The 25,150-nt window shown below is 42.7% G+C and carries 25 protein-coding genes and 1 pseudogene; 23 read left to right on the top strand and 3 right to left on the bottom strand.

All coding sequences use genetic code 11. The features are described from left to right. The first annotated feature begins 622 nt into the window (after positions 1-622). The 11 genes and pseudogenes from rpmH to HHK01_RS15385 all read left to right on the top strand — a co-directional run bounded on the left by rpmH (position 623) and on the right by HHK01_RS15385 (position 11,413). On the top strand, positions 623-757 hold the full coding sequence (gene rpmH, locus HHK01_RS15435) for a 50S ribosomal protein L34 (RefSeq protein WP_170008589.1): 135 nt from the start codon (positions 623-625) through the stop codon (positions 755-757). Positions 758-880: 123 nt separating this feature from the next. After that, a pseudogene (gene rnpA / locus HHK01_RS15430) lies at positions 881-1,255 on the top strand (ribonuclease P protein component); the annotation flags it as partial. A 225-nt stretch (positions 1,256-1,480) separates the two neighbouring features. Continuing rightward, positions 1,481-2,254 (top strand): YidC family membrane integrase SpoIIIJ, encoded by a 774-nt coding sequence (spoIIIJ, locus tag HHK01_RS15425; protein ID WP_228027608.1) that lies wholly within the window; start codon positions 1,481-1,483, stop codon positions 2,252-2,254. Positions 2,255-2,259: 5 nt separating this feature from the next. Further along, positions 2,260-2,877 carry an RNA-binding cell elongation regulator Jag/EloR gene (gene jag / locus HHK01_RS15420; protein ID WP_170008586.1) on the top strand — a complete coding sequence of 206 codons (618 nt, stop codon included), beginning with the start codon at positions 2,260-2,262 and terminating at the stop codon, positions 2,875-2,877. 450 nt (positions 2,878-3,327) lie between these two features. Continuing rightward, positions 3,328-4,713 (top strand): tRNA uridine-5-carboxymethylaminomethyl(34) synthesis GTPase MnmE, encoded by a 1,386-nt coding sequence (gene mnmE / locus HHK01_RS15415; RefSeq protein ID WP_170008585.1) that lies wholly within the window; start codon positions 3,328-3,330, stop codon positions 4,711-4,713. A 42-nt stretch (positions 4,714-4,755) separates the two neighbouring features. Then, entirely contained in the window at positions 4,756-6,645 is a 1,890-nt protein-coding gene (gene mnmG, locus HHK01_RS15410) for a tRNA uridine-5-carboxymethylaminomethyl(34) synthesis enzyme MnmG (RefSeq protein ID WP_170008847.1), read from the top strand. Between the two features lie 69 nt (positions 6,646-6,714). Then, positions 6,715-7,449, top strand: coding sequence for a 16S rRNA (guanine(527)-N(7))-methyltransferase RsmG (gene rsmG, locus HHK01_RS15405; protein WP_170008584.1), 735 nt, complete (start codon positions 6,715-6,717; stop codon positions 7,447-7,449). Between the two features lie 223 nt (positions 7,450-7,672). After that, on the top strand, positions 7,673-8,551 hold the full coding sequence (gene noc / locus HHK01_RS15400; protein WP_170008846.1) for a nucleoid occlusion protein: 879 nt from the start codon (positions 7,673-7,675) through the stop codon (positions 8,549-8,551). Positions 8,552-8,825: 274 nt separating this feature from the next. Further along, a complete protein-coding gene (locus HHK01_RS15395) occupies positions 8,826-9,587 on the top strand; it encodes a ParA family protein (protein ID WP_170008583.1) in 762 nt (253 codons plus the stop codon). After that, a complete protein-coding gene (locus HHK01_RS15390) occupies positions 9,580-10,431 on the top strand; it encodes a ParB/RepB/Spo0J family partition protein (RefSeq protein ID WP_170008582.1) in 852 nt (283 codons plus the stop codon). The genes HHK01_RS15395 and HHK01_RS15390 overlap by 8 nt, the downstream gene beginning before the upstream one ends. A gap of 250 nt (positions 10,432-10,681) precedes the next feature. Next, entirely contained in the window at positions 10,682-11,413 is a 732-nt protein-coding gene (locus HHK01_RS15385; protein WP_170008581.1) for a DUF554 domain-containing protein, read from the top strand. Between the two features lie 30 nt (positions 11,414-11,443). Here HHK01_RS15385 and yyaC read toward each other — a convergent pair whose 3' ends face one another. Then, positions 11,444-12,085: a spore protease YyaC gene (yyaC, locus tag HHK01_RS15380; protein WP_170008580.1), complete on the bottom strand. Its 642-nt coding sequence runs from the start codon at positions 12,083-12,085 to the stop codon at positions 11,444-11,446. A gap of 151 nt (positions 12,086-12,236) precedes the next feature. On the opposite strand from yyaC, the gene HHK01_RS15375 reads away from it, so the two are divergent. Both HHK01_RS15375 and HHK01_RS15370 read left to right on the top strand, forming a co-directional pair. Next, positions 12,237-13,139 carry a mechanosensitive ion channel family protein gene (locus HHK01_RS15375; protein ID WP_170008579.1) on the top strand — a complete coding sequence of 301 codons (903 nt, stop codon included), beginning with the start codon at positions 12,237-12,239 and terminating at the stop codon, positions 13,137-13,139. After that, a complete protein-coding gene (locus HHK01_RS15370; protein WP_265575566.1) occupies positions 13,136-13,348 on the top strand; it encodes a DUF951 domain-containing protein in 213 nt (70 codons plus the stop codon). Before HHK01_RS15375 ends, HHK01_RS15370 begins: the two co-directional genes overlap by 4 nt. Before the next feature lie 46 nt (positions 13,349-13,394). Here the strand turns inward: HHK01_RS15370 and HHK01_RS15365 are convergent, their stop codons facing one another. Together HHK01_RS15365 and HHK01_RS15360 are read right to left on the bottom strand one after the other, a co-directional pair. Then, the gene (locus HHK01_RS15365; protein WP_170008577.1) at positions 13,395-14,900 is read right to left on the bottom strand and encodes a potassium/proton antiporter; all 1,506 of its coding nucleotides are present in this window, start codon (positions 14,898-14,900) and stop codon (positions 13,395-13,397) included. Between the two features lie 12 nt (positions 14,901-14,912). Further along, positions 14,913-15,485, bottom strand: a complete 573-nt coding sequence (locus HHK01_RS15360; protein ID WP_170008576.1) for a tyrosine-type recombinase/integrase — start codon at positions 15,483-15,485, stop codon at positions 14,913-14,915. 188 nt (positions 15,486-15,673) lie between these two features. On the opposite strand from HHK01_RS15360, the gene ychF reads away from it, so the two are divergent. From ychF to rplI, 10 genes are all read left to right on the top strand, one after another. Next, the gene (gene ychF / locus HHK01_RS15355) at positions 15,674-16,774 is read left to right on the top strand and encodes a redox-regulated ATPase YchF (RefSeq protein WP_170008575.1); all 1,101 of its coding nucleotides are present in this window, start codon (positions 15,674-15,676) and stop codon (positions 16,772-16,774) included. A gap of 689 nt (positions 16,775-17,463) precedes the next feature. After that, positions 17,464-18,189, top strand: a complete 726-nt coding sequence (locus HHK01_RS15350; RefSeq protein ID WP_170008574.1) for a hypothetical protein — start codon at positions 17,464-17,466, stop codon at positions 18,187-18,189. Between the two features lie 112 nt (positions 18,190-18,301). Then, positions 18,302-19,411 carry an IS4 family transposase gene (locus HHK01_RS15345; protein WP_170007902.1) on the top strand — a complete coding sequence of 370 codons (1,110 nt, stop codon included), beginning with the start codon at positions 18,302-18,304 and terminating at the stop codon, positions 19,409-19,411. A gap of 270 nt (positions 19,412-19,681) precedes the next feature. Further along, complete coding sequence (locus tag HHK01_RS15340; protein ID WP_228027607.1) at positions 19,682-19,963, top strand: transposase; 282 nt, start codon at positions 19,682-19,684, stop codon at positions 19,961-19,963. Positions 19,964-20,424: 461 nt separating this feature from the next. After that, positions 20,425-20,712, top strand: coding sequence for a 30S ribosomal protein S6 (gene rpsF / locus HHK01_RS15335; RefSeq protein WP_170008573.1), 288 nt, complete (start codon positions 20,425-20,427; stop codon positions 20,710-20,712). Between the two features lie 60 nt (positions 20,713-20,772). Beyond that, complete coding sequence (ssb, locus tag HHK01_RS15330; RefSeq protein WP_170008572.1) at positions 20,773-21,306, top strand: single-stranded DNA-binding protein; 534 nt, start codon at positions 20,773-20,775, stop codon at positions 21,304-21,306. A 33-nt stretch (positions 21,307-21,339) separates the two neighbouring features. After that, positions 21,340-21,573 (top strand): 30S ribosomal protein S18, encoded by a 234-nt coding sequence (gene rpsR, locus HHK01_RS15325; protein WP_170008571.1) that lies wholly within the window; start codon positions 21,340-21,342, stop codon positions 21,571-21,573. A 163-nt stretch (positions 21,574-21,736) separates the two neighbouring features. Then, the gene (locus HHK01_RS15320; RefSeq protein WP_170008570.1) at positions 21,737-22,675 is read left to right on the top strand and encodes a YybS family protein; all 939 of its coding nucleotides are present in this window, start codon (positions 21,737-21,739) and stop codon (positions 22,673-22,675) included. A 20-nt stretch (positions 22,676-22,695) separates the two neighbouring features. Beyond that, on the top strand, positions 22,696-24,669 hold the full coding sequence (locus tag HHK01_RS15315) for a DHH family phosphoesterase (RefSeq protein WP_170008569.1): 1,974 nt from the start codon (positions 22,696-22,698) through the stop codon (positions 24,667-24,669). Continuing rightward, complete coding sequence (rplI, locus tag HHK01_RS15310; protein WP_170008568.1) at positions 24,666-25,112, top strand: 50S ribosomal protein L9; 447 nt, start codon at positions 24,666-24,668, stop codon at positions 25,110-25,112. Before HHK01_RS15315 ends, rplI begins: the two co-directional genes overlap by 4 nt. The last annotated feature ends 38 nt before the right edge of the window (positions 25,113-25,150 follow it).

Below are 25,150 nucleotides of genomic sequence, written 5' to 3'. Positions count from 1 at the left end.
ATGAGTTCCCTCCTTCTCTTCTAGAAGTGCTATGTACAGTTGTTGTACAACCTCCAAATAGACGCACCTCCTGCTATACATACCATTGCATATCCATACACGGCCCGTTCGCTGTGGGAAACATGTGCATAAACTACTAGTATAGTAGAAAAACGGTTTTTCGACAGTATCCACCTATTGTGGACAACGTTTTACATAGGTTGAGGAGAACGTATCCACATATTATGCACACTCTGTGGATAACATTTCTTTGTCCACAAAGTTGTCCAAAGTGAAAACATATTTATCATAGCAGAGAATGAAGGGGGTAGCAATGTCATTTCGAAATTATCCACAGGTCCACAACGTGTGGAAAAATTCACTATCCACAGGGGTGAATGTGAGCAAAAGTTGTCGAGAACTGGTGTGGATAATGGAATTTGTTGTCGAATTTTATCCACAGGTTTGTTTTGGAGGGAAAATCAGCTGTAAATGTAGTCGGCTGTCCACGAGTGTAGGGGTGTTATGAATCGTGAGGGAATCATTTTTCCTCTACCTGTTGACAGAGAGCAGTGGGATCCTTATAATAAAAAAGAATGTCTGACGAAGACGAATCAACGTCCTCTGGGGAGGTGCGAAATAGATGAAACGTACATTTCAACCAAATAATCGTAAACGCAGCAAAGTACATGGCTTCCGCCAGCGCATGAGTTCTAAAAACGGCCGTAACGTACTCGCTCGCCGTCGTCGTAAAGGAAGAAAAGTATTGTCTGCATAGGCCACTGAATTTAGACTCAGTGGTCTTTTTTCTCTTTGAACACATAGCCATTACCCCTTTCCTTACAAAAAAGAGGAGGGGGCCTGAAGGAAACGGAATGGTAGTAAAGGATGCAACTTATAGATGAAAAAGGAATATAGGGTAAAAAAACAATCTGAATTTCAACATGTGTTTGATCATGGGAAATCTGTGGCGAATCGGCAATTTGTCGTGTACTTTGTAGTTAAGGAGCGACAAGCGCATTTTCGTGTCGGTCTTTCTGTGAGCAAAAAGTTAGGAAATGCCGTCAAGAGAAATCACATAAAGCGTTGTATGCGTCAGTTGTTCCAGCAGCTAGAAGACGATATTCGCCAAGAATATGACTTTGTGGTCATTGCTCGAAAACCAGTTGCTACTATGACATTTGAGGAAATGAAACAATCGCTCGTCCATGTTTTTCGTGTCGGTCGCTTATTACAGCCAGCAAGCACGTACGTTCAGAAACGAAACGACTCATCGCAATTGAGCAATGGTGGTGGAATCCGAACGCAAACAAAACGGGTACGCAACTCTACTTGAAATATTTGTGAATCCCTTACATGATAGATGAAACAGTGTCGAATGTGTTCAAGCTTTGTCACGCGATTTTTTCTACATATGAAGGGAAAAGATGTTACAATACGTTTGGACAAGCAGGTCATATATTTGTGGGTCTTTGGCCATGGAAAAGGGAGGAAAGTGCCGTTGAAGAATAAAAAGTACCTTATCCTTTTACTGATCTCCACGGTGCTCGTATTGTCTGGGTGTACAGACATGAGTGACATCAATTCGGAGAGTGAAGGGATATGGAACCAGTATTTTGTATTTCCTCTGTCTTGGTTAATCATAACCGTTGCAGGATTTTTTAACGAAAACTTTGGACTATCTATTATTTTTGTCACGATTTTAATTCGTTTTGCGATTTTACCTCTAATGATTAAACAGACACGAAACGCAAAGGCGATGCAAGCGTTGAATCCTGAAATGAAAGCGCTGCGTGAAAAATATAGTTCGAAAGACCAAGCGACACAACAAAAATTGCAACAAGAAATGATGCAACTTTTTCAAAAGCATGGCGTCAATCCATTGGCAGGTTGTTTTCCAATTTTGATTCAAATGCCAATTTTAATTGCTTTTTACAATGCGATCTTGCGTACGCAAGAAATTAGTACACATTCATTTCTTTGGTTTCAATTGGGTGACCCTGACCCAGTATTCTTATTACCGATTATTGCTGGGATAACGACGTTTATCCAACAAAAGATTATGATGGCCGGAAATGCACAGGCTCAAATGCCACAAATGCAAATGATGCTCTGGCTTATGCCGATTATGATCGTGATTTTTGCCTTTAATCTTCCTGCAGCCCTTCCTTTGTACTGGATTGTCGGGAATATCTTCATGATTATTCAAACTATGTTGGTTAAAGGTCCGGAACTAAAAAAAACTGAAGTAGCTAAACCTAAGGGAGCGAAGTAAGGGTTATGACGTATACAGCGACTGGACAAACCGTGGAAGAAGCGGTCATGACAGCATGTAAGGAACTTTCCACCACAAGAGACCGCGTATATGTAGAAATAATAGAAGAAGGCAAGAAAGGGTTTCTTGGATTTGGTGCGAAACCAGCTGTTGTGAAAGTGAAAAAGGTTGTTCAGCCGTTGGAAGTCGTAGAACAATACGTGAAAGACGTCCTACATCACATGGGACTTACGTCTGCAGAAGTGAGTGTCAAACAAGAAGGCAAGGACATTTTTGTCTCTTGTGAAACAGAAGAAGCAGGTTTATTAATAGGGAAGCGTGGCGCTACATTGAGTGCTTTGCAACATATAGTCCAGCTCGTTGCGAGTCAGGCTAGTGAAGAATATGTTTCTGTTCAACTCGATTCAGGTGGGTACTTGGAAAAAAGAAAAGAAACTTTGCAACAACTTGCACGCCGAACTGCGGACCGAGTGCAGCAATCAGGTAGAGCCATTAAGTTGGAGCCTATGTCAGCGGCTGAGCGCAAAATCATTCATACAGCACTGATCGGTAACAAAGGAATTTCTACAACTTCCCAAGGAAATGAACCAAGGCGTTCTGTTGTAATTTCGCTCACAAAATAGATAGGCTGCTGAAACTGAGGAGACTGTATTAGACAGTCTCCTCAGTTTTTTTATGGAGTCAGCCGTGCTGGTTACTGGTGATGACGTACATTCATCAAAGGAGAGTGGAACCATGCAGAGATGAGAGGTTCGCTCCAGCCGACTGATTTCAAACGATCCAATTTGCAATGTAAAGAATAAACCGAAGTTCAAATGACAAAAACAAACTAATTGGTGTTATTGGCATTGGTAGTAGGAAAGCGCTAGGGAGATCTTTGAGGAAATGATTATCCACATGTTGATAAAAAACTGAAGTTTGAGAAGAGTTTTCCCTTGTGGATATCTCTTCTCTTTTTTTTGGGATTGTGGTAAGGTTATCATTTAGAGAATGTATAAAATAGGCCAGAGAATGTTCTTATATAGATAGAATAAATGTAATGTTTACGAACAGAGCAGGGAGGTGAACGTAAAATGGAGATGGAGACGATTGCGGCGATCTCGACACCAATGGGGGAAGGTGCCATCGGGATTGTGAGATTGAGTGGTGACGAGGCGATTACGATTGCTAGTCGCTTGTTCCAGACAAGAGGGGGACGGGCTCTTACTGAAGTGGACAGTCATACTATTCATTACGGACATGTGCTAAACCCTAACACCCAGGACATTATCGAGGAGGCCATGGTGTCTGTAATGAAGGCACCACGAACGTTTACACGCGAACATGTAGTAGAAATCAATTGTCATGGGGGTCTATTATCTGTCCATAAAGTATTGCAGCTTGTGTTAGCGAATGGTGCTCGTCTCGCTGAACCAGGTGAGTTTACGAAGCGGGCCTTTTTACATGGGCGCATTGACTTATCTCAGGCAGAAGCAGTCATGGATATCATTCGTGCTAAAACGGACCGGGCGATGTCTGTTGCGGTGAAACAAGTAGAAGGACGTCTGTCAAAACTTGTGAAAAAGCTACGTCAAGAAATTTTAGAAACGCTTGCTCACGTAGAAGTAAACATAGATTATCCCGAGTATGATGATGTGGAAGAGATGACACACCATGTGCTGACAGAAAAAGCAACACATGTACAGACAGAAATCCGTAAATTACTGCAAACGGCAGGACAAGGGAAGATTTTACGGGAAGGGTTATCGACTGTCATTATTGGGAGACCGAACGTCGGGAAGTCGTCTTTACTGAATAGTCTCGTTCACGAAAATAAAGCCATTGTTACCGATATTCCGGGAACAACACGTGACGTCATTGAAGAATATGTGAACGTCAGAGGGGTGCCGCTTCGTCTTGTCGACACTGCTGGAATTCGAGAAACAGAAGATCTAGTTGAACGAATTGGAGTGGAGCGTTCCCGTCAAGTGTTGAAGGAAGCAGATCTCATCCTTCTTGTAATTAATGGAAATGAGCCTTTAACGGAAGAGGATGAGAGATTGTTTGAAGCGGTCAAAGGGATGGATACGATTGTAATCGTGAACAAGTTAGATCTTCCACAAAAAGTGGATCGAAAGCTGCTCGAACGGTTAGCAACGGATCACCCCATTGTGTTCACCTCCCTTGTTGAGGAGCAAGGTGTTGATGAGTTAGAGGAAGCGATTGCGTCGCTTTTCTTTGAAGGAGAGCTTGATGGTGGCGATTTGACATACGTGACGAACAGTCGTCATATTGCTTTGTTACAACAAGCAGAGCAGGCTATTGGCGATGCGTTAGAAGCGGTGCAATTAGATGTGCCTATTGATATGGTCCAAATTGATTTAACTCGTTCCTGGGAGCTTCTCGGCGAGGTGATCGGTGAAGAAGTACAGGAAAGTTTAATCGATCAGCTGTTTTCACAGTTCTGTTTAGGGAAATAATGAAATTAACGTGTGAAACGTAAGGGAGGATATAACGTGACGATCGAACGTTATGAAGCTGGGGATTTTGATACGATTGTCATTGGTGCCGGTCATGCTGGTTGTGAAGCTGGACTTGCAGCGGCACGTATGGGTGCGAAAACGCTTATGCTTACGCTGAATTTAGATATGGTTGCGTTTATGCCTTGTAACCCGTCTGTTGGTGGTCCGGCAAAAGGGATTGTTGTCCGAGAAATTGATGCTCTCGGTGGAGAAATGGCACGCAACATTGACAAAACACACATTCAAATGCGCATGCTGAACACAGGAAAAGGCCCTGCAGTTCGCGCGCTTAGAGCACAAGCGGACAAATTTTCGTACCAACACGAAATGAAGAAGACGTTAGAGCATGAGCCGAATTTGACATTGTTGCAAGGTATGGTGGATGAGCTTCTCATTGAAGAAGATACGTGTGTTGGGGTCGTGACAAATACGGGTGCAGCTTATAGAGCGAAAACAGTGGTGATTACGACAGGAACCTTTTTGCGCGGAGAGATTATTCTAGGTGAATTGAAATATTCTAGTGGACCGAACAATCAGCAGCCTTCGATTAAGCTGTCTGAGCACTTGCAAGAACTAGGGTTTGATATGGTTCGATTTAAAACGGGGACACCTCCTCGTGTGAACAGTCGTACCATTGACTACGACAAAACAGAAATTCAACCTGGGGACGACGAGCCTCGGGCGTTTTCTTATGAAACGACGCAGTTTATTACAGACCAACTGCCATGCTGGCTCACGTATACGAGTGGGGACACGCATCAATTAATTGACGACAATTTGCATCGTTCCCCGATGTACTCGGGCATGGTGAAGGGGACGGGACCACGTTACTGCCCGTCTATTGAAGACAAAATTGTTCGTTTTCATGATAAACCGCGACACCAAATCTTTTTGGAGCCAGAAGGTAGAAATACAGAGGAAGTGTACGTTCAAGGGCTGTCCACAAGTTTGCCTGAGGATGTACAACGCCGGATGCTCCAAACGATTCCTGGCTTAGAAAAAGCACAGATGATGCGAGCGGGATATGCGATTGAATACGATGCGATCGTACCGACTCAATTGTGGCCGACGCTAGAAACGAAAAGGATTCATAATTTGTATACAGCAGGGCAAATCAATGGAACGAGCGGATATGAAGAGGCAGCGGGGCAAGGTATGATGGCTGGGATTAACGCTGGTCGTAAAGCACTTGGAGAAGAAGAAGTTATTTTAAGTCGCTCTGATGCCTATATTGGCGTGCTTATTGATGACCTTGTAACAAAAGGAACGAACGAACCGTACCGTTTACTCACATCACGTGCTGAGTATCGTTTGCTTCTACGTCATGACAATGCAGATTTGCGCTTAACGGAAGTCGGCAAACAAATTGGGCTCATTTCTGATGAAAGGTACAAACAGTTCCAAGAGAAGCAACATGCAATTGAAATGGAAAAGGAACGCCTCGCAAAACTCATTTTGAAGCCGAACGAACAAGTACAAAGCTTGATTGTTGAAAGAGGCGGCAGTCCGTTAAAAGATGGTATCCGTGCGGGCGATTTGTTAAAGCGACCGGAAATGCATTATGCAGATATTGAAAAATTAGTTCCTAGTGAGGAAGTCCTGCATCCAGAAGTGAAAGAACAGGTCGAAATTCAGATTAAATATGAAGGTTATATAGAAAAATCGAACCAACAAGTGGAGCGACTCAAAAAGATGGAAAACAAAAAGATTCCAATTGATTTGGATTATGACACAGTGACAGGAATCGCAACGGAAGCGCGACAAAAGTTGAAGGATGTTCGCCCGTTGTCGATTGCACAAGCATCTCGTATTTCTGGTGTGAATCCGGCAGACATCTCCATTTTACTCGTGTATATTGAACAGGGACGGATGCAAAAGATATCTAGCTAAAAAGTAGAAGAACTCTTCTTGTGTCTGGAGAAAGGTAACGATGTGTCATTGCTGTAGGGAGGAAGAAATGTGAACGAAGCGCAGTTGAAAAGGAAAGTAGAGGAAAAGGGATTTGAACTCACATCCACTGCTCTCTCACAATTTGAGACTTACTATGAATTGCTTGTAGAGTGGAACGGGAAAATGAATTTATCGGCGATTACCGAAAAGGAAGAGGTATATAATAAACACTTTTTCGACTCGGTATCGCCTGCCTTTTTTAACTTTATTCCACAAAGCGGAACACTTTGTGACGTGGGATCAGGAGCGGGATTTCCTAGCTTGCCTTTGAAAATTCTATTTCCAAACTTGCACGTGACAATCGTTGATTCGTTGCAAAAGCGTATTACATTTTTAGAGGAAGTTGTGCAACAGCTCGGTTTGAAAGGTGTTTCTCTATATCACGATCGCGCTGAACAATTTGGAAGGCAAAAGGGGCATCGAGAGGCTTATGATGTGGTGACTGCTCGAGCAGTTGCACGCATGAGTGTATTGAGTGAGCTTTGTTTGCCACTTGTGAAGAAAGAGGGTCTTTTTTTAGCATTGAAGGGCCCAAAAGCAGACGAGGAATTTGTGATTGGGAAGAAAGCAGTACATCTCCTTGGGGGTCAATTGGAGCGTACTGAACAAATCATCCTACCTGAAGAGGGTGGAGAGCGCAATTTGCTTGCCATACGTAAAGTGCGGAACACGCCAAAAGCGTACCCACGAAAAGCTGGAACTCCGAACAAGAAGCCGCTAGGGGAAGAGTCAGTTACGTCATAAAGGAAACAAAATGTTTCACGTGAAACATTTTGTTTCCTCCTCCTCGTAGTTTGATTTCAAAAAGAGGGTAATTTTGGAGCATCTTCTAGTGGCGGATGTTGTCAATATTTGTTGTGAAACTTTTGTCGGTGGTTGAGTGTTTATGTCTAATGTTTGCAGGAAATTAGTCTGCTTTATCGAATAGTACTTTATATAGGGAGTCACGCAAAGGTGGTGTCGGATGATGAAGCATCCTTTTTCACGCTTCTTTACTTCAGGAGAAAAAGAGATTCAAGAAGATGGTTTTGAATTTGAGGCAACGGATGAGATAAGAGAAGCCTACCGTGAGGAGATTCAACAAATTCCTGTTGCATCGATTGTTCCGAATCCATTTCAGCCCCGTACGGTATTTAGACAAGAGAAAATCGAGGAATTGGCACGTACATTACATACTCACGGGTTAATTCAGCCTATTGTGGTTCGACGACGTGATGAAGAAACGTATGAATTGATTGCTGGAGAACGAAGATTCCGTGCTGTGCAATTGTTGGAATGGGAAACGATCCCTGCCATTCTCAAAAACTTCAATGATGCTGAAACTGCCTCTGTAGCACTCATCGAAAACCTTCAACGTGAAGAATTGTCCCCGATTGAGGAGGCTCTCGCGTACAATAAATTACTAGAATTGCATGAGTTAACACAGGAAGCTCTTGCACAGCGTTTAGGCAAAGGACAGTCTACCGTTGCGAATAAATTACGTTTACTTAAGCTTCCACAAGAAGTTCAAGAGGCACTTATGCAAAAGGCGATTACAGAGCGTCACGCACGAAGCCTCATTCCGCTGAAGAATGAGGAAAGACAATTAGTACTTTTGGCTGAGGTTCTCGAAAAGGAACTAAACGTCAAACAAACTGAAGAGCGCGTTGCAAAGATACTCGAAGATGCGCAAGAAAAAAAGAAACCACGCAGAAAAGCGTTTAGTAAAGATATGCGTATCGCTGTGAATACCATTCGTCAGTCACTTTCCATGGTGTCAGACAGTGGAATTGCTCTTAACACCGAGGAAGAAGAATTCGAAGAGTACTATCAATTTACAATTAAAATTCCTAAAAAAAATAAGTAGTTATGTAGAAGGGACTACGAGAGACATTGCTCACAGGGACAAAGTAGCAATGTCTTTTTTTTTGCTATCAATGCTCGCCGGGGTAGAAGCCTAATTGTAGCAGGTAAAAAATGTGGCTGTTTTTGGCTTTTCTATTCCTAATAGGCAAGTAATAAGCTTATTTTTGAATGCCTATTTGCAAAACCCGTTAAAATTGTCAGCGTGCATTCTATAATTCATGATAAAATAGATTCTATGAATAAATTTGAACTTGACGAAGAAAGTAGGTGACATCATGGGAAAAATTCTTTCTGTTGCCAATCAAAAAGGAGGCGTTGGAAAAACGACGACCTCTGTAAATCTAGGTGCCTGTTTGGCTCACATCGGTAATAAAGTATTGCTCGTTGACATTGACCCACAAGGAAATGCAACAAGCGGTGTTGGGATTGAAAAGGCGGATGTTGGGCAGTGCGTATACGATATGCTTGTAGAGGACATTCCCGCTGTTGATGTAATAAAGCCATCCCGCGTGGAGAACTTAGATGTGATCCCGGCTACTATTCAGTTGGCTGGTGCAGAAATCGAACTTGTCCCTACGATTTCTCGAGAGGTGCGCCTAAAGCGTGCGCTTGAAGTGGTAAAAGACCAATACGACTTTATTATAATAGATTGTCCACCATCGCTCGGATTGCTCACGATTAACTCTTTAACGGCTTCTGATGCAGTACTCATCCCCGTACAATGTGAGTATTACGCATTGGAAGGGTTGAGCCAGCTCCTGAATACCGTTCGCCTCGTCCAAAAGCATCTCAACCACGAGTTAATGATTGAAGGTGTTTTACTCACCATGCTTGATGCGCGTACGAATTTAGGTATTCAAGTCATTGAAGAGGTAAAAAAATACTTTCAAGATAAGGTATATCAAACGATTATACCGCGGAACGTGCGCTTAAGTGAAGCGCCAAGCCATGGAGAACCGATTATCGTTTATGATTCTCGTTCAAGAGGAGCAGAAGTATACCTAGATTTGGCGAAGGAAGTGGTGGCAAATGGCTAAAGGATTAGGGAAAGGAATCAACGCGCTATTTGCCAATTTAGATGTCGAAAAGGAAGAAATGGTACAAGAAATTGCCCTACAGGACATTCGTCCGAACCCGTATCAGCCACGAAAAGTGTTTGAGGAAGGGGCAATAGAGGAGTTATCACAATCCATTCGAGAGCATGGTGTCCTACAACCTATTATTGTTCGAAAAAGTAGTATAAGAGGATTTGAAATTGTTGTTGGGGAAAGGCGTTACCGTGCTACAAAGGAGGCCGGTAGAGCAACGATTCCTGCTGTTGTTAGGGAGCTAACCGACAAACAACTCATGGAGCTTGCTGTGTTGGAAAACCTTCAGCGAGAGGATTTAACACCGATCGAAGAAGCACATGCGTATCAAACACTAATGGACAAGCTCTCCCTCACCCAAGAACAACTCGCGAAACGAATTGGAAAAAGTCGCCCACATATAGCCAACCATGTCCGCTTATTAGGTTTACCTGAAAAAGTGCAAACCTATTTAACGGACGGCGTTCTCACCATGGGGCACGGTCGGGCATTACTCGGCTTGAAAAAGAAAGATACGATCGAAAAGGTTGTCCAGAAAGTACTTACAGAAGGATTGAACGTGCGTCAATTGGAAGACTTGATCCAGAGCCTCAATGAACAAATTCCCCCGAAGGAAACAAAAAGGGAAGCGAAGAAAGACGTATTTCTTGTTGAACAAGAGGAGCGATTGCGTGAACGCTTCGGGACAAGTGTTCACATTAAACGTTCGAAGAAAAAGGGGAAGATCGAGATCGAGTTCTTCTCTGAGGATGACTTGAACCGCTTACTCGAAATGTTCGGTTCTGAGATGTAAAGACAACTGAACATAATAAAACGAACGAAGCAGGTGGCGCAGAGATTGGTGGACGCGTCACCTTTCCCTTTCTACATATTGAAAAAGTTAAGGAACGGCTTTAAAGGGACAAATGCGCGATCCAATGGGACAACACCCTGATCTACAGGGACAAAAGTAGGTTCTAAGGGATAAATGCGTGATCCAATGGGACAAAACCTACGTAAAGGGACTTCAGGCGTCTGCAGCTAGACATCAAGGAGGAAGAACATTGATTTTATTCGGTACCATTGTCAATGCAGTTTGTATTTTGCTCGGTACATTAGTAGGGCTCTTATTGACGAAAATTCCTGTCGAGACAAAAGAAACAGTGATGAAGGTAATTGGTCTAGCGGTCGTCGTTCTTGGTATGCAGATGGCTTTTGCTAGCCAACAGTTTCTACTCGTTATTATGAGTTTGGTCGTAGGTGCTGTACTTGGTGAATGGTGGCGGTTGGAAGATAAACTACGTAGACTCGGTAATTGGATTGAACGGAAAACGGGTACGAAGAAAAAGGAAGGGAACATGGCAGAAGGCTTTGTGACCGCGACGTTAATCTTTGTCATTGGTGCTATGGCCATCATTGGAGCTCTTGATAGTGGAATTCGCCAAGACCACTCTGTACTCCTCACAAAGTCGATTATAGATGGCTTTACGGCGATGATGCTTACAACCACACTAGGTGTCGGTGTTGCCTTTTCTGCCATTCCTGTCTTTTTGTATCAAGGCTTAATTGCTTTATTCGCTACTCAAATTGATCGCTATATTTCAGCAGAAACGATGGATTTGCTAATAGCTGAAATCACCGCAACGGGAGGCGTTTTAATCATTGCAATTGGGTTGAACCTTGCTCAGATCGTTACAATTCGGGTGGCCAATTTGCTTCCGGCTATTCTCGTGGTTGCGCTACTTGTCATTGTGGGTGTATCTGTTCTCGGTACGGATGTTCTTATACCATCATAATTAAAAACCCCGTAACCTCTCTTGGAGGGGCTACGGGGTTTTTTCCTCCTGATAAGCGACCTCTTCTTCTGCTTGCCACGCAACCAATGTTTGTGAAGGCTGAGCTTGGTACAACGCGCTCGCTTCTTTAATCCCATCAGCAATTTTTCTAGCCATACTGAAAACGAGATGAAGTCTTGTATTTTGTAATACAAAAAACTCCATAAAACCACTAACATTTACGATACCAGTAATATGTGCATGCCCTACGTCTGGTAGTTCTTTTTGTACGCCTGCTCCTGGTTTTACAGGACCATCCCCCACTTGAATATGCCCTACACTTTTTAACTTTCCTAAGCAGGCATCAATTCCTATGATAAAAGGATTGGTGTACTGTTTTTTTATTGAATCTAAACGTTCCGCTAAGTTAACAGCGTGAATGGGAGACTCTAGTGTGCCATACACATGAAAAGGAAGGGTGGACAAGTCTTCCAGAAAGGTACCGATAAGTGGCCCGAGTGAATCACCAGTTGAACGATCTGTGCCAATGCACACAAATATGATTGGGCGACCGCTTGCAAATTTCACTAGTTGAAGTAGCTCTGCCGCTAATTGAGACGAAGCAGCTTGGTCATCATACGGTATGCGATGCTTATGTGTGGAACGGTCAAATAACGTTCGTCTCAAGCTCATGTGTGCCACTCCTTTCATAGGTAATAACAGTATACGGAAATTCATACCAATCTATACGTAGGAGTCAGTTGTAACTTCCACCTTTGAAAAAAACTTGCTACACTAATAGGCAAGATTGAAAGGGGTCATCAGACGAAAGGTGTTGGAGCGAATGGAAGCCTTACGGAATGCTTGGAATTCATTAGTGGAAAAGGCTACGAGTGAGGATACGTGGGAAGCCATCGGGGAGTCTACGTTTGAAATTTTACTCATATTGTTAATTACTTCAGTTTTCTTACGCGTAGCAAAATCAGCCATTCGTCGGATATTTGCTGTCCGATCGAAGTCGGTGTTCCGCGCTTCAGAACGCAGGGAAACTACGATGATGAAGCTTTTGTTAAACATAGTGACATATGTGACATATTTCATGGCGATCATGATGATCTTACAGAACGGACTAAATTATGATGTGACGGGTTTAATTGCTGGAGCTGGTGTGGTCGGATTGGCTATTGGGTTCGGTGCACAAAACTTAGTAAAGGATATTATTTCAGGATTTTTCATTATCTTTGAAGATCAGTTCTCTGTCGGGGATTATGTACAAATAAATCAAGTGCAAGGGACTGTGGAGGAAATTGGCTTACGCACAACAAAGGTGAAAAGTTGGACAGGTGAGTTGCACATTTTTCCTAATGGTAATATTCTAGAGGTAACTAATTTTTCAATTCACAACAGTTTAGCTGTAGTCGATGTACGCATTGCATATGAGGATAATATAGAACGGATAGAAAAGATTATTACAGAGTTTTTGGAAACGTTACCTAATAAGTATGAAGAGCTTGTCAAGATTCCTGAGATTCTAGGCATACAATCTGTAAATGCAACTGAAGTCGTTTTGCAAATAGTGGCAGAAACCGGTCCAATGGGGCACTTTGCTATGGGGCGTCATTTGCGAAGAGATATAAAAATATTAATGGATGAACACAACATAGAAATTCCTTATCCACGTATGGTCATGTATTCTCCTGAGGAAGCCCAACAGCAGCAACATGAACCAGTGCTAGGTAAAGAATAGGGGGAAACCTAGTGGACAAAGAGTTCCATTTATACGATATTGTCGAAATGAAAAAACAGCATCCTTGTGGAACGAACCGGTGGAAAATCATTCGGATGGGGATGGATATTCGCATCAAGTGTGAAGGGTGCGAGCACAGTGTGATTATTCCGAGACGCGAATTTGCAAGAAAGATGAAAAAGGTACTTGTGTCAGCAGAAGAATTGTAAACAGGAGAAAGCCCATGAAGCACGTACGCGCTTCATGGGCTTTCTTCTAATCGGATTCCTCGACGGTGGCTGCATCCTCATTAACTGGATAAGGAGTGGATTCTTTCAATATTTTCTTTAACTGGTCTTTGCTTTCTTTACTCGTCAAAATGAATAGAATATCGCCGGTACGAACGACGGTATGACCTTTCGGAGTGACGAGTTGATCGTTTCGGATAATGGCGTTGATGAGACTTTTCTTCGGAATGGGTATCGACCTTATTTGTTGGTTAGCTATACTGTCCCTGGCTTTTACTGTGTACTCTACTAACTCTGCATTCGCCTTTCCGATGGACACAAGCTCCAACGTATGGAATGGAGCGCTTGTTTGCTCGCCTACAAGATTTAGTTTTCTCGCTAAATAGGAAATTGTTGAGCCTTGTAGTAAGCAAGAAGTCAGGACAACGAAAAAGACGACATTAAAGAACAATTGACTGTTTTCAATTCCTGCAGTGAGTGGATAGGTAGCAAGAACGATCGGTACCGCACCACGTAACCCCGCCCATGATAGAAACCACTTTTCTTTAGTACTAAATTTTGAACGTAGTAGAGAGAGAAAGACGGCTACCGGTCGGGCGATAAACAGAAGTGTAAAAGAAATTAATAAGCTGTTCCACACGATGTCCCACGTGAATAATTGATTAGGGAAGACAAGCAGTCCCAATAGAATGAACATCAGAATTTGCATCATCCAGGCAAACCCTTCATGGAAGCGAATAATTGATTGTCGATAAGACAGATCTTGATTTCCAATAATAAGGGCGGTGACATAAACAGCAAGTAGCCCGCTCGCTTGTATAAAATCTGTGACACTATATGTTAAGAACGCGAAGGCCAAAGCAAAAACAGGATAAAGTCCACCTGAATCTAATTGAATTTTGTTAATGGAATAGGTAGCTAATTTCCCAAACACGATCCCTATCAAGAGTCCTATTCCCATTTGCCAGAAGAAGGTTGTGATGAAGGAAAAAACCGATGCTTGGTCGGTTGTGAGTACCTCAATAAACATGACAGTTAGAAAGATCGCCATCGGATCGTTCGTACCAGATTCCGCCTCCAACGTAGATCCGAGACGTTCTTTCACATTTTCCCCTTTTAGTATTGCAAAAACAGCTGCTGCATCTGTGGAACCGACGATGGAGCCAAACAACAGTGCCTCCGTCCAGGATACGCCAAGGATATATTTCACAGCAACCGCCACAATAGTAGAAGTAATAATGACTCCTAAAGTGGCTAAAGAAAGAGAAGGAGGAATAATTGGTTTTACCGTCTTCCACTTTGTCTGCAAGCCACCCTCAAACAAAATAACGACGAGTGCAACAACACCAATAAATTCGGCTACCTCAGCGTTATCGAAATAGATGAGTCCCAGTCCATCACTGCCAACAACCATCCCCACAGCGATAAAAAGAACGAGCGCAGGAACGCCTAAACGAGACGATAATTTGGTAGTAATGACTCCGACAATGAGAAGAAGTGCGGATAACAACATAAACGAATCAAATGAAAGCATGTACGTCCCCCCCTATAAATTTACGTCAATTTGAACTCGTGCTTCTTTACTACGCTCAATTCCAATGTAGCGATACGTTTCAGCGGGTGTGGCGTGATGGAAACGCCGCTGCAAAAGGGAAATCGCAACCCCTTGTTGATAAGCGTGATAACCAAATGTTTTGCGCAGGGAATGCAATCCGATTTTTCCAGGGAGCTTACACTGTTGAGCGGCCCGTTGCAAAATTCGATAAGCTTGCTGTCTGGAGATAGGTTGGCGCGTCTTTGCAGATAAGAACAAGTAATCATCGTTCTGTAAATCAGTGTTTTCTGTATAAAATTTAATGGCCTTTCTGACAGCGCGGTTAAGATAAATAAAGGTTTCTTCTTTTGAGGTAGAACACGGATTCGGAGATTGCCAATAGGAGACAACTTCATCACAGTCGTTGAGAACGTCTTTTTTTCGTAGCGAAAGCATGTGGGTACTCTTTAGTCCTGTGTTAATTCCAAGAACAAAAAAGAGATAATCGCGTGGAGACCGTTGTTTTAACACCTTTTTCATACAGTCGATTTGTTTTCGGTCTCGAATTGCATCAACATATTCCATCCGCTCACCTTTTTCATTTGATGTAACTTAATACTACTATACCATATTGTTATGTAACATGATGTGTGAAATGCTCACACAATTGTAGGAGTTGTCTTTTATTGTGGCAATCACTATACTGGAGGGGATGCATTTAGGAATGAACTAATTTCACTATAGATGATTTATTGTTGAGAGGAGTGTATAGTATGGCGTTGACAGCAGGAATTGTTGGTTTGCCAAACGTGGGGAAATCGACGTTATTTAATGCCATTACACAAGCGGGGGCAGAGAGTGCGAACTACCCGTTTTGTACAATTGATCCCAACGTCGGGATCGTAGAAGTACCGGATAGCAGACTGCAAAAACTAACGGAGCTCGTACAGCCGAAGAAGACAGTACCGACAGCGTTTGAATTCACAGATATTGCCGGCATCGTGAAGGGGGCAAGCAAAGGAGAAGGTCTTGGGAACCAGTTCTTGTCTCATATCCGTCAAGTTGATGCCATTTGCCAAGTAGTGCGTTGTTTTGCTGATGACAATATTACGCACGTCTCTGGTCAAGTGGATCCGATAGCAGACATTGAGACCATTAATTTGGAGCTCATACTTGCCGACATGGAGACAGTTGATAAACGGATTGGTCGTGTCGAGAAACTTGCCAAACAAAAGGACAAGGATGCTGCCAATGAATACGACATCCTCAAGAAGTTAAAAGACGCATTTGAGGAAGAGAAGCCTGCGCGATCAGTAGAGTTTACGGAAGAGCAACAAAGAATAGTAAAAGGACTTCATCTCCTTACTTCCAAGCCTGTTTTGTACGTGGCCAACGTCGGTGAAGACGAAGTGGCTGATGCAAATGGGAACAAATTTGTGCAACAGGTTCGAGAATTTGCCAAAGGGGACAGCGCAGAAGTGATCGTTATTTGTGCAAAAATTGAGTCTGAAATTGCTGAGCTTGAGGGCGAAGAAAAGGACATGTTTCTTGAAGAGCTAGGCATCGAAGAATCTGGTCTGGATCAATTGATTCGGGCTGCGTATAACTTACTCGGACTGGCAACTTACTTTACAGCCGGGGTGCAAGAAGTGCGTGCGTGGACGTTTCGCCATGGGATGAAGGCCCCTGCGTGTGCGGGGATCATTCATACAGACTTCGAACGAGGCTTCATCCGCGCGGAAACAGTTTCCTACGACGACCTTGTCGCAGCAGGTACGATGGGACAAGCAAAAGAAGCAGGGAAAGTTCGTTTAGAAGGAAAAGAGTACATTGTGAAAGATGGCGACGTGATTCATTTTCGTTTTAACGTCTGATGACAAGGGCTTAGATTTACAACATTTTAAGACACAACAACTTCGTGAGAGGCTGTTGTGTTTTTCTATCTTGAAACAAGGCAATGTTCAATGTTGGCACACTGTTGATTGGAGCGGAGGCCCACAGGACGTGGGTCAGGAAGGCGTTGCCACAGGACGTGGCGCCTTTAGCCTTTCTTCCTTGTTCTGCGAGATTAGCGGTCAGGTGAGACCCCACAGGCACTTTTAAGCCGAGGAGACTCCCCACCCGTCCCGCGGAAAGCGAGCACCTGGAGAGGAAATCAACAGCCTTGTTTAACGAAGCCTAAAATAAAGTACGTGTGTATGTACAACTCAACGCTACAACCAGACACCGCAGTACTGAAGAGTAAAAATTCTTCGAGCTAATCCTACGTCTATCGACCCTAATATGTGCTAAATATGAGATAATTTAACGGTACAAAAGTGCTATATGACTGCACATTTTAGGAGGATTACTATGGCTACGAGAAAAGAGAGAAGAAAACAGGAAAAAGAGACGAATTATTTCTTCGAGTTCACAAAAACGCAAAGACATTTCTAAGGATCTAATTCACAAACTAAAAAAAGTGAAAGATCACTGATCAAAAAGCTATATTACCTATGGATCAGAAGTACTCTTATATACCACTCTGTTAAAAAACGTGATGGGTTTGACTTCCATGAGAAGCATGAGTGACGCATTAAATACGGATGAGTGTATAGAGAATGTGAGGAAAACATTGCAGCTAGACGAGTTGGAAGAATTCCCTCATTACGACACCATTAACGACTTTTTAACTGGATTAGAAGTGACAGAATTAGAAGAAATCAGGATTTATATGATCAAGGAACTGTTCAATAAGCGGTGCTTCGACCAGTACAAAATAGAAGGGAGATACTGGGGCGTCATCTTTGACGGCACCGGGTTGTATTCTTTTGAGAAGAAGCACTGTGAACATTGTTTGAGACGCGAATATAAGAACAAGGAAACAGGAGAAATACAGACGGTATACATGCATCATGTGTTGGAAGCCAAGCTAGTGGTAGGCGATATGGTGTATAGCATTGGGTCGGAATTTATTGAAAATGAATCAGAAAACGTCACCAAACAGGATTGCGAATTAAAGGCATTTCATAGATTAGCGGAGAAGCTCAAGCAGACCTATAAGAGGCTGCCTATTTGTGTTTTAGGGGATAGCCTATACGCATGTGAGCCTGTATTTAGTCGTTGTGAGGAGTACAACTGGAAATACCTTTTCCGATTTAAAGAAGGCAGAATACGAAGTATTGCATCCGATTTTTATGCGATAAAAACGATGGAAAAAGGTCAAAAGGAGAATCATCTTTTTTGGGTCAATGACATGCCCTATCATAAAAGAATGGTGAATGTACTGGAATCTAAGTTCGAACACTAGCGTTGCATAAATACTTTCTGGCAATTCTGTCATCTAAAGAAGACATAAAAAAATCCTTTATAATAGAGGGATAGGTGGTAGCCTGTCCAAATCCACTATAAAGGAATTCAGCATGGACAAGTTTACACTATTAACTTCATTTGGTAAATGGGTAGAGCCCTTAGAAAGTACCTTATTCGATGAAATGTCACATGATAAATCTTTTGATCGCTATACAAAAAAGCTTACAACAAAGCGTTACGTGCTTCTGTTTTTGTATGCGCAACTCCAAAACCGCAGCGGTTTAAGAGCGATTAGCGACGATCTGTTGATGAAAGATTTCCAAAAGGAAATCGGGTTGGATCATATCAGTCCATCACAGCTATCTAGGAAAAATAGGCATGTCGACTCTACGATTCTTTCAGAAGTTTGGCAGTCCTTAATCCTGCAAATTCGCACAGTGTCATCCGGACATAAGCGTACGATACCAAACGTACAATTGCTTGATTCGTCTACTGTTCCGCTTAGCCTAAACCTTTATAAGTGGGCTAAATTTCGAGAAACCAAGTCGGGATTAAAACTACATTTACTTGTGGAATTTATCAACGAACGCGATGTTCTACCAACAAAGCTGACGGTTTCCCCTGCCGAACGTTCAGATATCAAAGAATGGCGGCACTTCATAACTGAACCAGGTGTGACATACGTTTTTGATCGTGGTTACTTTGATTTCATGTTATTTGATGCTTGGTGTAAAGAGGGTATCTACTTCGCGACAAGAATCAAATCAAATACAGTTGTGGATTATAGGGAAGTGATCTACGATCACCTTGACCAGGGTGGTATACGGGAATCACTCGTTAAAATTGGCTCTCAACAAAACAAAATGAAGCATCATTTACGTCTGATTGAATTCAGAGATGAAAAAGGGAAATTTTATCGTATTATCACAAATCGCTTTGATTTATCGGCACATGACATCTCAGAGTTATACCGTTCCCGATGGCAGATCGAGTTACAGTTCAAGTGGATGAAACAGCATTTACAGGTAAATCATATTCATGGCCGCACCGAGCAGGCTGCGTGGAATCAGCTTTATATCGCCATGATTGCATACAGTTTACTAGTACTTGTGAAGCTTGAAAGTAAAACCAAGCTTACGATGTATCAAATTTTCACAAAGCTCAGAGCGCTCGTTTTCTCCAGTTATAGCGAATTAACTGAAGTCATGCTGCCTACATGAATATACATATGTTGGTCGGACAAAAAGCCAGAGGACTTTAATACATTTATTACCAAATGGACAGCGTCACCTTTATATGATGTTTGTCTTTTTCGCAATTTCAGAGTTAGATATAGTTCAGAATATTTAAATTAATATTGTATTTCTGTTTTATGCAACGCTAGTGAAGTTCGAAACAGAAGAAGGAACAAGTCGACAATTTGTCTTTATCACGAATATGAAAGTGAACAAGAACAATGCAGAATGGCTGGTTTCAGTAGGTCGAAGCCGTTGGAAGATCGAGAATCAAGGTTTAATCAACAAAAAAATACGCGTTATTTTATTGAACACCCTAATAGCCACCAGTACCAAGCGATGAAAAATCATTATCTTCTCATCCAGATTGCGGACATGTTGATGCAGCTATACGAAAAAGGGTCTAGCGTATGGAAACAGTTGAAAAAAACAGCAAAAGAAAAATCCTCGAACCTGTTAGAAGCGATTCGCGGTCGCACGGTAACAGACGAGGATGTAGCTGAATTAGCAAAGCCAATTCAAATAAGATTCACTTAAACTTCACTATAACAAAGGGTGTGATAAGAAGCAAAATTAATACTTAGCACCCTGTTGGTTGGAGTGGAAGGTGCCGACTCCTGCGGGATTAGTGGGACAGGTGAGACCCCGCAAGAGCGCAGCGATGAGGAGGCTCACCGCCCACCCCGCGGAAAGCGAGCACCTGGAACGGAAATCAACAGCCTGCTTTTAATTAGAGCCAAAAATAAAATAGATAAAAATTAATTTAGGATTACTTTTTTGGCAAAAAAATAACTTGATGTATATGGTAAATTTTAACATGTAAAATTGAAAGCTGCCATATAACTATCTATATTTACTCCTCATAGCTGCAGACACCGAGAAGAGATTGTCTTTTCTAGGTACTTGTGCTACAATGCTATATTGTGAGTAATGAAAGCATTGCTCCTTGCTCTTCTGTAAAGAGAAGAGCCGTACAGTCCATAAGGAGGTGACTACGGATGAGAGCTTATGAAGTGATGTACATCATCCGCCCAAACATTGAAGAAGAAGCGAAAAAAGCGTTAACAGAGCGCTTTGACACGCTTTTGACAGATAACGGTGCGGAGATCACAGAATCTAAAGAGTGGGGAAAACGCCGCTTAGCTTACGAAATTAACGATTTTCGTGATGGCTACTACCACATTGTGAAAGCAAACGCGACGAATGAAGCAGTTAATGAATTTGACCGTCTTGCACGAATCAATGACGATATTCTTCGTCACATCGTGATTAAAGAAGAAGAATAATAAATAAAAAATTGTTTCACGTGAAACAAAGTAAGTAGTTAGAAGAGGAGTTGTTTGTCGATGCTGAACCGTATCGTTCTAGTGGGCCGTCTGACAAAGGATCCTGATTTGCGATATACGCCAAACGGTGTAGCTGTAGCGACATTTACACTCGCTGTTAATCGCCCTTTCTCGAACCAACAAGGGGAGAAGGAAGCGGATTTTATTAACTGTGTTGTGTGGCGAAAGCAAGCCGAAAACGTCGCTAATTTCTTGAAAAAGGGAAGCTTAGCAGGTGTTGATGGACGCATTCAAACGCGCAACTTTGAAGGACAAGATGGACGCCGTGTCTATATAACTGAAGTGAATGCAGAAAGTGTGCAGTTTTTAGAACCGCGAAACGCACAAGGCTCCGGTGGTGGTGGCGGGTCTGTTTCTCCGTATGGCGAGCCACCTCGTGAACGTGAATACAACGGTGGTGGAGGATATAGCCAACAACCGCAACCATCTAGACAAAACAACAACCAAAAAGACTACACACGACTCGATGATGACGATCCTTTCACGAAAAATGGTGAACCGATCGACATTTCGGACGATGATTTACCGTTTTAATGAACATGTCTCAGTAAAAAGGAGTGAATGGATATGGCAGGACGCCGCGGAGGACGTAAACGCCGGAAAGTATGTTATTTCACAGCTAACGGTATTACACACATCGACTACAAAGACGTAGATTTGCTAAAACGCTTTGTATCTGAGCGTGGGAAAATTCTTCCACGCCGTGTTACAGGTACGAACGCAAAGTACCAACGTAAATTGACACGTGCGATTAAACGCTCACGTCAAATGGCTCTTCTTCCTTACGTAGTAGGAGAATAAGCTTGCACAATACACGAAAAGACCTGAAGAAAGCGATCTTCAGGTCTTTTTTTCATATTAGTGAATCGGTATCCAAAGTAACATAAGTTGAACAGAATAGTTTAGATTAGTAAAATAGTGATAAGTAGCGTTACATAGTAGGAAGTTGTAAGGAGGACACAAGTTGAATCGTACACAAATGCTTACGCAAGGAGCCGTGTTACTTGCGGTCTATACCGTTCTCCTCCTTGTCGTTTTAAACATCCCCTTTCTCGGGTTCATTCTAACGTTCTTTCTCCCATTACCATTCCTCATCTTTACTTATCGGTTTGGTGGAGCAGCATCATTTCTAATGTTTGGTGTTGGTTGTGTGTTGACCGTGTTAGTCGGAACTCCTTTAGCGCTGATCGTTCCTATTACTTTTGGTCTTACGGGAATGATGATGGGCTATGCATTGCAGAAGAAATGGCCACGTATGCAGCTGTTACTGTCTACGACGGTTATTTTCCTAATTGCTGTCGTTATTCAATACGCTACTTCCATCGTGTTTTTTGAAATAAACATAGTGGAGGAAATGTTTACGACAGTGGAAGATTCTATGGGACAAGTCTCTTCTATTCTATCTGCTACATCACCGGAGAACGCAGAAGCCTTTGAAGAACAAATAGCGGGAACGATCGATTTATTTCAACAGCTCATACCGACGCTGCTGATTATCTCCTCATTTGTTATGGTATTGATCTTGCAAGCCATTAATGTACCACTTGCCCGTCGAATGCAGGTGGACGCACCCAGGTGGAGTGGGTTTCATGATTTAAGTTTGCCAAGGTCTATTATTTGGTATTACTTAATTATTCTGGTGTTGCAATTTGTTGTAACTGATCCATCTGGGGTTCTATATCCGATCGTGTTAAACGGATTATTCCTCATGCAGTTGTTAATGTTTTTCCAAGGTCTCACGTTCCTGCATTTTTACGGAAAAACGAAGAAATGGTCAAAGACAATCCTCGTTTTATTAACGGTTGCTGTATTTCTCATTCCATTGGGATTTTTTGTCTTGATGCTATTAGGTATAATAGACATAGGATTTGACTTACGCTCACGAATTCAGAAGAAGACATAGCGTAAAGGGAGTTGGGAAGCATGCCACCATTTTTGAAAAGCAAATTCAGCCATATCCCACTTATGGGGTTACTGGTTGTGTCTCTCGCTACCGTAAGTGCTTTGGCGTTTTACGACTGGAGGGTGGGACTTGTTGGCTTTGTCTGCTTTGTCGGACTGTTTGTGTTGGCATTTTATCACGATATTCAAACACGAAAGAGCTTAGAAGAATACGTTAGTACCCTTAGTCACCGGGTAAAAAAAGTAGGCGACGAAGCATTGCTTGAGATGCCTATCGGGATCATGCTCATTAACGATGAATATTACATCGAGTGGGCCAATCGGTTTATGTCCTCTTGCTTTAAAGAAGAATCTCTTATCGGGCGATCGCTGTACGATATTGGGGATGTGTTAATTCCAATTGTAAAGCAGGATATTGAGATTGATACTATTTCACTTTCCGGACGGCGCTTTCAAGTGGTCTACAAACGTGATGAAAAGTTACTCTATTTCTTTGACGTAACAGAACAAAAAGAGATGGAGCGACGGTATGAGAACGAGCGCACCGTATTAGCTATTATCGTTCTAGATAATTATGATGAGATGACGCAAGGGATGGATGATCCAACCAGAAGCAGTTTGAATAGCTTAGTTACGCAAATGTTGAACAAGTGGGCAAGTGAAAATGGCGTCTTTTTGAAACGTGTGTCGTCAGATCGCTTTCTTGCCGTATTTCATGAAGAAGTGTTGCACGATTTTGAACGCGGGAAATTCGCTATTTTAGACGATGTTCGAGAGGTTACCGCAAAGGAGAGTGTCTCGCTTACGCTCAGTATGGGCATTGGTGCAGGTGTGTCTTCATTCCCAGAACTTGGGGGGTTAGCGCAATCGAGTTTAGACTTGGCGCTTGGGCGCGGTGGTGACCAAGTAGCGATCAAACAGCCAAACGGTCGCGTTAAATTTTATGGTGGAAAAACGAACCCAATGGAAAAACGTACGAGGGTGCGTGCGCGTGTCATTTCCCATGCACTTCGAGAACTTGTTCTCGGCACTGATAAGGTGTTTATTATGGGGCATAAACGACCTGACATGGATGCGATTGGTTCAGCCATCGGGATTTGGAAGATTGTGCAGATGAACCAGCAAGAAGGGTACATTGTGATGGACCAAGAGGACATCGATTCAGGGGTGAAGCGACTGCTTAACGAGGCCAAAAAGAATCCAGATTTGTATTCTCGTATGATTACACCAGAACAAGCAATGGAGATGGCTACAGACCATTCTTTACTGATTGTTGTGGATACTCATAAGCCGTCGCTCGTCATCAGTGAGGCGCTACTGCAACGAGTCGAGCAAGTGGTCGTCATTGATCACCACCGGAGAGCAGAAGAATTTATTCATCAACCTGTACTTGTTTATATGGAACCGTACGCATCCTCCACAGCAGAACTGATTACGGAATTATTGGAGTATCAGCCAAAAACGGGGCGACTGTCGATGTTAGAGGCTACAGCGTTATTGGCAGGGATCATTGTGGATACGAAAAGTTTCACCTTGCGCACAGGATCACGTACGTTTGATGCTGCTTCGTACTTACGCTCTCAAGGGGCGGATACGGTACTTGTCCAAAAGTTTTTAAAAGAGAATGTAGCGACGTATGTGAGGCGTGCAAAACTAATTGAATCAGTTTATTTTTATAAAGAAGGAATTGCGATTGCAACAGCCGATGAAGGGGAACAAATCGACCCCGTTCTCATTGCACAAGCAGCAGACACATTACTTACGATGGATGAGGTAGCCGCTTCCTTTGTTCTCTCTGAACGATCAGCTGGGGTCGTCGGAATTAGTGCCCGCTCTCTTGGGGAAGTGAACGTACAAGTTATCATGGAGGCATTAGACGGGGGCGGTCATTTGACAAATGCCGCAACACAGCTTTCGAACCACTCAATTGAACAAGCTGAAAAGCGCCTGAAAAATGTATTGGATCAGTATGTAGAAGGAGGAGAGAAATCATGAAGGTTATATTTTTGCGTGACGTCAAGGGAAAAGGAAAAAAAGGTGATGTGAAAAATGTTGCCGATGGATATGCTCAAAACTTTTTGATTAAGAACGGTCATGCTGTCGAAGCAAATAATGCGAACGTGAAGCACCTCGAAGCACAGGAGAAGAAAAAGGAGAAGGAAGCGGAAGAAGAGCTGGAAGAAGCGAAGAAGCTCAAGGCTACTTTAGAAGCTTTAACAGTCGAGCTCAAAGCGAAATCAGGAGAAGGAGGTCGCCTTTTCGGATCTGTAACGAGCAAACAAATCGGCGAAGAACTGAAGAAAACACATAAAATTAAAATTGATAAGCGCAAAATGGAGCTAGACGATGCGATCCGCTCATTAGGATACACGAACGTACCAGTGAAGCTCCATACGGATGTGACGGCGACTTTGAAGGTTCATGTTACGGAACAATAAAGAGCTAGAAAAAAAACTGCTGAGTGCTGTGCCTCAGC

It is taken from the genome of Bacillus fonticola (assembly GCF_012955605.1).
Classification (GTDB): domain Bacteria; phylum Bacillota; class Bacilli; order Bacillales; family JC228; genus Bacillus_CG; species Bacillus_CG fonticola.
This window is presented reverse-complemented; position numbering and strand designations above follow the sequence as displayed.